This window comes from Sulfurimonas sp. (genome assembly GCF_027056685.1).
In the GTDB taxonomy this organism is placed as follows: domain Bacteria; phylum Campylobacterota; class Campylobacteria; order Campylobacterales; family Sulfurimonadaceae; genus Sulfurimonas.
Genome location: NZ_JALUKE010000216.1, coordinates 1 through 7,064 on the forward strand (window position 1 = coordinate 1; position 7,064 = coordinate 7,064).

8 protein-coding genes and 1 pseudogene are annotated in these 7,064 nt (G+C 33.8%); 6 read left to right on the plus strand and 3 right to left on the minus strand.

Features of this window, described 5'->3' with window-relative positions:
* Positions 1-212 precede the first annotated feature (212 nt).
* Positions 213-563, minus strand: coding sequence for a hypothetical protein (locus tag MVY38_RS09540; RefSeq protein WP_297485612.1), 351 nt, complete (start codon positions 561-563; stop codon positions 213-215).
* 60 nt (positions 564-623) lie between these two features.
* On the opposite strand from MVY38_RS09540, the gene cmoA reads away from it, so the two are divergent.
* Positions 624-1,331: a carboxy-S-adenosyl-L-methionine synthase CmoA gene (gene cmoA / locus MVY38_RS09545; protein WP_297485614.1), complete on the plus strand. Its 708-nt coding sequence runs from the start codon at positions 624-626 to the stop codon at positions 1,329-1,331.
* 15 nt (positions 1,332-1,346) lie between these two features.
* Here the strand turns inward: cmoA and MVY38_RS09550 are convergent, their stop codons facing one another.
* A complete protein-coding gene (locus MVY38_RS09550; RefSeq protein WP_297485616.1) occupies positions 1,347-1,580 on the minus strand; it encodes a hypothetical protein in 234 nt (77 codons plus the stop codon).
* A 9-nt stretch (positions 1,581-1,589) separates the two neighbouring features.
* On the minus strand, positions 1,590-2,231 hold the full coding sequence (gene nth, locus MVY38_RS09555; protein WP_297485618.1) for an endonuclease III: 642 nt from the start codon (positions 2,229-2,231) through the stop codon (positions 1,590-1,592).
* 61 nt (positions 2,232-2,292) lie between these two features.
* Here nth and MVY38_RS09560 point away from each other — a divergent pair, with 61 nt between their 5' ends.
* The 5 genes and pseudogenes from MVY38_RS09560 to MVY38_RS09580 all read left to right on the plus strand — a co-directional run.
* On the plus strand, positions 2,293-4,215 hold the full coding sequence (locus MVY38_RS09560; protein WP_297485620.1) for a response regulator: 1,923 nt from the start codon (positions 2,293-2,295) through the stop codon (positions 4,213-4,215).
* Positions 4,216-4,306: 91 nt separating this feature from the next.
* On the plus strand, positions 4,307-5,053 hold the full coding sequence (locus MVY38_RS09565) for a UDP-2,3-diacylglucosamine diphosphatase (RefSeq protein WP_297485622.1): 747 nt from the start codon (positions 4,307-4,309) through the stop codon (positions 5,051-5,053).
* Entirely contained in the window at positions 5,023-5,796 is a 774-nt protein-coding gene (locus tag MVY38_RS09570) for a patatin-like phospholipase family protein (RefSeq protein WP_297485624.1), read from the plus strand. The genes MVY38_RS09565 and MVY38_RS09570 overlap by 31 nt, the downstream gene beginning before the upstream one ends.
* Positions 5,797-5,878: 82 nt before the next feature.
* Positions 5,879-6,715 carry a peptidyl-prolyl cis-trans isomerase gene (locus MVY38_RS09575; RefSeq protein ID WP_297485626.1) on the plus strand — a complete coding sequence of 279 codons (837 nt, stop codon included), beginning with the start codon at positions 5,879-5,881 and terminating at the stop codon, positions 6,713-6,715.
* Positions 6,715-7,064: pseudogene (locus tag MVY38_RS09580) on the plus strand (1-aminocyclopropane-1-carboxylate deaminase); the annotation flags it as partial. The gene MVY38_RS09575 and the pseudogene MVY38_RS09580, both read left to right, overlap by 1 nt.

Here is a 7,064-nt window from a genome sequence, read left to right on the forward strand (position 1 = left end):
ACCTTAAATAGAAAAATAACACACACTAAAAATAAGTGTTATTTTTTAATTATATTTATAAAATATGACAAATTACAATAATTTTATGAAAATTGGATAATTTAGACTACTATTCTTAAATCTGAAGTGTGTTTTTATACAGAAATATGCAAATAACAGAATACTTTGTGTGTTAATTGGAAGAATCTAGCAATAACACACAAAATGTTCCTTTACTTTGAATGTGCCTCGTGGTGTATGTCTTCTATACTGTTAAGGTGTTCGTTTTGCGAATAGTGCTTGTTAAGTAGTTGATTTAGCTTGTTTGGATTAAAACGCCACAATTTTTTTTCATCAAATTTTTCATGTACTTTCATGGCATCGTGTAGCTCATTTGTAGTTGGTACTGCTTTTAACTCTTTTAAAACTTCATACATTATATCTACAAGTAGTGTGTGTGTATCCTCGCCTCTGTCATCATCTTCAAGTGTTCTATTTACCAAAAACGGGTACATTTTCCACATACTTAAAATCATTCCTGCTATAAATGCTATCATCATCCATGTTGAAGTGCTTAGTTTCATTAACGCGACCTTTTAGTTAAATTATCTCAATTATAGGCTTATTTTGATAAAATTTCATTTATGAATGATAAAGTATTTACAAAACCGATAAAAAAGCAGTTTGAGTTTGATGAAGAGGTGGCGGCTGTCTTTGATGACATGCTTGAACGCAGTGTTCCATTTTATAAAGAGAGTCAAAAAATTACAGAGTTTTTTGCACTAAAAAATCTTAAAGAGGATGGTGTTCTCTATGATCTTGGCTGCTCTACAGGAACTCTTTTGCTTAATATCCATAGAAAACTTGAGCTAAAAGCAGCGCTTATTGGGCTAGATAACTCCGAGGCAATGTTAGCACGAGCTAAACGCAAGTGTGAGGCATACGGTGCAGATGTTACACTCTGCAGTGCAGATATTTTAGAGTATGCATATAAAAAGGCAGATGTATTTATAAGTAACTATACTTTGCAGTTTATTCGTCCGTTAGTTCGTGAAGAGTTGGTTAAAAAAATAGCATCATCTTTGAATGAGGCAGGTGTTTTTATTTTTAGTGAAAAGGTGATTTCTCATCAACCAACACTCAATAAAGAACTTATAGAGTGCTATTATGATTTTAAAAAAGAGCAGGGGTATTCTGAGTATGAAATTATTCAAAAACGAGAAGCTTTAGAGAATGTTTTAGTACCTTACAGTGAAGAAGAAAATATTCAAATGGCAAAAAATGCTGGTTTTTCTCACTGTGAAGTGATTTTTCGCTGGGCAAATTTTGCGACATTTATTGCCATAAAGTAGTTAGGCACTTAAAGCTTACCAGACATTGCCTTTTGGCTTTGTATCTTTTTTCTTGAGCGCATTTTTCATCTCTTTGTAGGTGATGATGTCGTCGTCTCCACATTTTTTATGGTAGTAACCTTGCAGGTCGTAGTACTCTTTGCAGTCGCTGTAGTATTTTGCAGAGATTCCGTGCTTGTTGACACAGCCTGTTGCAAAGATTGTAAAAAGAAGTAATAGTATAAGTTTTATCATGTTTGAGTGTAGCATCTTTTGTACCTAAACCTTGAAACCCTCTTTGCTTTTACACAAGTCTGTTAAAAAACATTCATCGCATTTTGGATTTTTTGCTGTACAAATATAGCGTCCAAAAAGTACCATTCCCTGATGCAGAGCGTGGAGGTCGTTTTTAAACTTTTTAACAAGTGTTGCTTCTGTTGCAATGGCAGTTTTGTCATCACTAAGTCCTAGCCTATGTGCCACGCGAAATACATGGGTATCGACCGCCATAAGGTTTGCTCCTAAATATTCTATCATTACAACATGAGCAGTTTTCTGTCCTACTCCTGCGAGTGTTTGAAGCTCTTTTTCATCCATCGGAATCTCTCCGCCATAGACCTCTTCCACCCGTTGTGCCATTTTTATAATGTTTTTTGCTTTATTATTAAAAAATGAACAGCTGTTAATAAGCTTTTTTACATCATCTAGCTCAGCTACAGAGAGTTCTTTTGTGCTTGGATACTTCTCAAAAAGTGGAGGTGCGATTATATTTACTCTTTTATCTGTACATTGTGCAGAGAGTGCTACTGCTACAACTAGTTCATACGCATTTTTATATTTAAGTTCGGTAACTGCGTCACTATAGCGCTCGACAAATCTTTTGTGTATCTCTTGTATCTCTTTTCTTGTTGCTTTTTTCATGATGATAGTTTATCGTCTTATATGTTATAATTAAATCAAGAAGTCTAAAAAGGGAGTGGTTATGGGATTATTTTCATTTTTATTTGGCACAGACAAAGAACAACATGCATCATCATTGGAAGTATTGGCAGACAGAAGGTTTTATAAAAAACTCATAGATTGTGATATTTCCATGATACTTTTTTTCAGACAAGAAGAGGGTTGGATAGGAGCAAATCAAACTTTTTTACAAAATATGCAGTTAAAAAATATTGAAGAGTTTGTAAAAATTTATGAGAGTGTTCGTGATATGTTCATTCACGAAAATGAAAATATTTTTACCCAAGACGATAAAGGCTGGCTGGATTACATCATAAAAAATAGATCGGATGGCTATACAGTGCATATGCTAAACGCAGCTAATGAGCCTATAGTGCTTAATGCAAAAGTTCTTTTGGATGCTGATACACAAATTTATATTTTAGAACTTGAAGATATTACTACTTTGGAAAAAGAGAAAATTAAGACTAAAGAGGTTGAAAAACTCAAAACAAATTTTTTGGCAAATATTGGGCATGAATTTCGTACACCTATGAATGCCATTTTAGGTTTTATGGAACTTCTTGAAAATACAAGACTTGATGATAGGCAAAAAGAGTACCTGAAAATGATCTCTTACTCTTCACAAAATTTGATGGTAAATATAGAAATACTTTTAGAGCTCTCCCAACTCCAAAGTGGTAGAATGAAAATTTATGAAGATTATTTTAACTTTGTAGAAGAACTTGAAAAACTAAGCTACTCTTTTTATAAAGAGGCGCGTATTAGAAATATTCGTGTGCTTACTTTTATTGATCCAAAAATTCCAAAGTACATCAAATCTGATGCAGCTAAAATCACACAGATTGTTTACTCTATTATGCACAATGCTATCAAGCTCACTAAAGAGGGTGGAAAAATACTTATAGAGGTGAAGTTGAGTAAGATTGCTCCCGATGGTTCGTGTAGTGTAGGTTTTGCATTTAAAGATAACGGCGAGGGGCTCTCAAAAGAGCAAATAGCGCTTATTAGTGAACCTTTTAGTGCTGACGCACAATCGAGTGAGCGTTTAGGTGTGGGCTTAAGTCTCTCTAGTGGTCTCATTAAGTTGTTAGGTTCTGAGTTACGCATACATAGTGAAAAAGATAGTGGAAGTTATCTTAATTTTATTTTGAATTTTAAAGAGACATATGGAAAAAACTACGATATTTTAGAGAAGAAAAAAGTAAAAGTTTTACTGCTTGATTCGAGAAAAGTAGAAGAGGCACATCATTTAAGTGCCTATTTGATCGCGTTTGGACTAGATGTTGTAAAAGCAAATATTATTGATAAAACTGTTTATGATGATATTGAAGCGCTCTATATTATAGCGAGTCAAAAAAGGCTCTCATGGGTTCTTGACTTAGCAGGCTACGAGAAGAGAGTTCCTGTTGTTATGGTGCTGGAAGATGGGCAGCAGTTGCATGTAAACCTCACTTCTCTGGTGGACAAAGTCATAAATCTTCCTCTTCTTCCAAGTAGGGTTGCTACACATTTAGATCTTTTACAAAGTTATGATTATGATAAGCAAGAGTTGGCACCTTTAGCGATAAAAGAACAAATACGCGCACTTGTGGTCGAAGACAATATTATAAATCAAAGATTGATTCAAATATTGCTAGAAGAGTATAAAATAATTGTTGACACTGCGTTTAACGGATTAGAAGCAGTGGAAATGTGTAAACATAAACAGTTTGATATTATCTTTATGGACATTGATATGCCATATATGAATGGTATTGATGCAACAAAAGAGATAAAAGAGGATATTTTTCAAAAAGATACAATGCCAATAATCGCACTTACCGCTATGGCAATGGAGGGAGATAAAGAGATGCTTCTTGCTGAGGGTTTAGATGATTACCTCTCAAAACCACTTACACACCAAAAACTTGAGTTAATTTTAGAAAAATATTTGAACATTTAAACTAGAACTTATTATTCAGCGTGTTACCTCCTTGTAATATAGAGATATTATACTTTTGAAATTTAATTGAAATTTGATAAAGGCTCTATGTATGCAAGAAGCAATTTGTGTCAGGTCAATATTTATCTCTGATGTACATTTAGGTACGAGGTTTTCAAAAGCTTCTGAGTTACTAGAATTTATACGTCAGTATGAATCTGAAAATCTTTATCTTGTAGGAGATATTATTGATGGTTGGGCGATTAAACGCAAGTTTGTGTGGCAGCAGTCTCATTCGGATGTAATTCAAAAGATTCTGCGAAAGGCGAGAAAAAATACAAATGTATATTTCATAGCTGGAAATCACGATGAATTTTTACGCCCTTTTTTGCCGATTTTACTCGGTGATAGACTTAAAATAGAGAATGAACTTGAGTATGAAGACTTAAACGGAAAGAGGTTCTTGGTAACACATGGTGATTTTTTTGACTCTATAACTATGACAAAAAAGTGGCTCGCAGTTTTAGGTGATTATGGATATGATCTACTTTTGCATCTTAATGGAGTAGTAAATCTTGTGCGAAAGGCTTTTGGTAAGCAGTACTGGTCGCTCTCAAAATATGCCAAAGACAGTATAAAATCTTCAGTTTCATTCATTTCTGATTATGAAGGTATTTTGGCAACACATGCTAAACGCAATGAGTATGATGGGGTGATATGCGGGCATATTCATAAGGCTGAAATGCGAGATATTGAGGGTATAAAATATTTAAACTGTGGTGATTGGGTTGAAAGTTGTACTGCGATTGTGGAGACATTGGCTGGACAATGGAAAATAATCAATTTCCTAGAGAAATAGCGCTTTGCCTCTCAGGAGGCGCTGCACGAGGAGCTTATCAATTAGGTGTCATCTCGGTATTGGAAGAAAATAACATACAAATTAAGGCTATTAGCGGTACAAGTATAGGGGCACTTATAGGCGCATCTGTGGCTTGTGGAAAAAGTGCAAAGGAGATTTTTGAGGTTATAAAATCAAAAGAGTTCCGCTCGGTTTTTAAATATCGTTTTTTTAAAAGTTATGTTTTTGAGTTAAATCATAGTGCAGAGGTAATTAATAAAATAATTGGCATCACTGCGTTTAGTGAGTTATGCATTGCATTAAATGTATGTGTTTGTGATGTTGTAAAAGAGTCTGCACTCTATGTTGATGACTCTGATGATTTAAAAGAGATAGTATTGGCATCTTGTTCTATTGCGCCTCTGTTTAAACCTGTTGTGTATAAAGGTAAAACACTTGTAGATGGAGGAATAGTCGATAATTTTCCCGTAGAACAATTACAAAAGTATGGTTTGCCGATTATAGGGGTGAATTTGTATCCAAGAATGAAGCATGTTCCTTCTAGCTTATTTAGTTGGTTGAAGTGGGTAGTGCATACGGCATGGCAGAGCAGATATCATCAAAAAGAGAAGCTGTGTGACTTTTATGTCTCAAATGAGCAGTTAAACAGTGTTAAAGTTTTTTCCTTTAAAGATTTAGATAGAGCCTATAGTTTAGGAAAAGTAGATATGCAGCATTTAATTGACGAATATACAAATAGCTAAAAATTATATATAAGCTGCGTTTGTTTAATATCTATTTATTTATTCACATTAAACTTCTTGCAATCAAACATAAGGAACTATAATGAATAAAGTTACAATGTTGCTATCTGCTTTGTTATTGACTGGATCAATGGCATATGCAAAAACATTAGTTACGGTTAATGGAAAAGCGATTACACAAGCGGATGTGAATACAGAGCTAATGAGTGCTACACAAGGTAGAGTAAATCAGATACCTGCTGCTAGACTTGCAATGTTTAAAAAACAAGTTCTTCAACAACTTATAGGCAAAGAGATTATTTTTGACGATGCAAAAAAATCGGGTATTTTAAACTCTCCTGAGTATAAAAATGAATACAATAAACTCTTAAATAGAATGAAAAAAGAGTTAGCTATTCAGGTTTGGCAGAAAAAACTTTTGGGTAGTATTAAAATTACTAACAAAGAGTTAAAAGATTATTATAACAAAAACAAAGATGAGTTTAATGAAAAAGAGTCTGTTCATGCTCGTCATATCTTAGTAAAAACAAAAGCAGAGGCAGAAAAAATCATCTCTGAATTAAAAGGCTTAAGTGGTCAAAAACTAAAAGAAAAATTCATTGAATTAGCAAAAAAAGACTCTACAGGACCTAGTGGACCAAAAGGTGGAGATTTAGGTTATTTTGCACAAGGTCAAATGGTACCTGCGTTTAACTCTAAAGTATTTTCTATGAAAAAAGGTACTATTACATTAACTCCTGTAAAAACTCAGTTTGGTTATCATGTAATCTACTTAGAAGATAAAAAACCTGCTATGACTAGAACATTTAATGAAGTAAAAACTTTTATTGAACAACGCCTAAAAATGGAAAAATTTAAAAAAGTTTTCAAACAAAAAATGGATAAATTAGAAAAAAATGCAGTTATTGTAAATAACTAATGCAATGCTCTTGCATCTCTAAAATCACTTTAGAGGGGAGGGCATTTTTTGTTAAGCGTGATGATCTTATTGACCCTCATTTAGCAGGAAATAAATACCGAAAGCTTTATACTCTTTTACAAACTCCCTCTTCGACTTATGATACTATTGTCTCTTATGGTGGCACTCAATCAAACGCAATGCTGGCAATAGCAGCCATGGCACAAAAAAAAGAGTGGCATTTTACCTACTATACAAAACAACTCTCCCAAACGCAACGAAAACAACTAAGTGGTAATTTCGCACATGCTTTAGCTCTTGGAATGGAGCATATTGAACTTGAAGATGCACTCTATAGAGACTATATTGC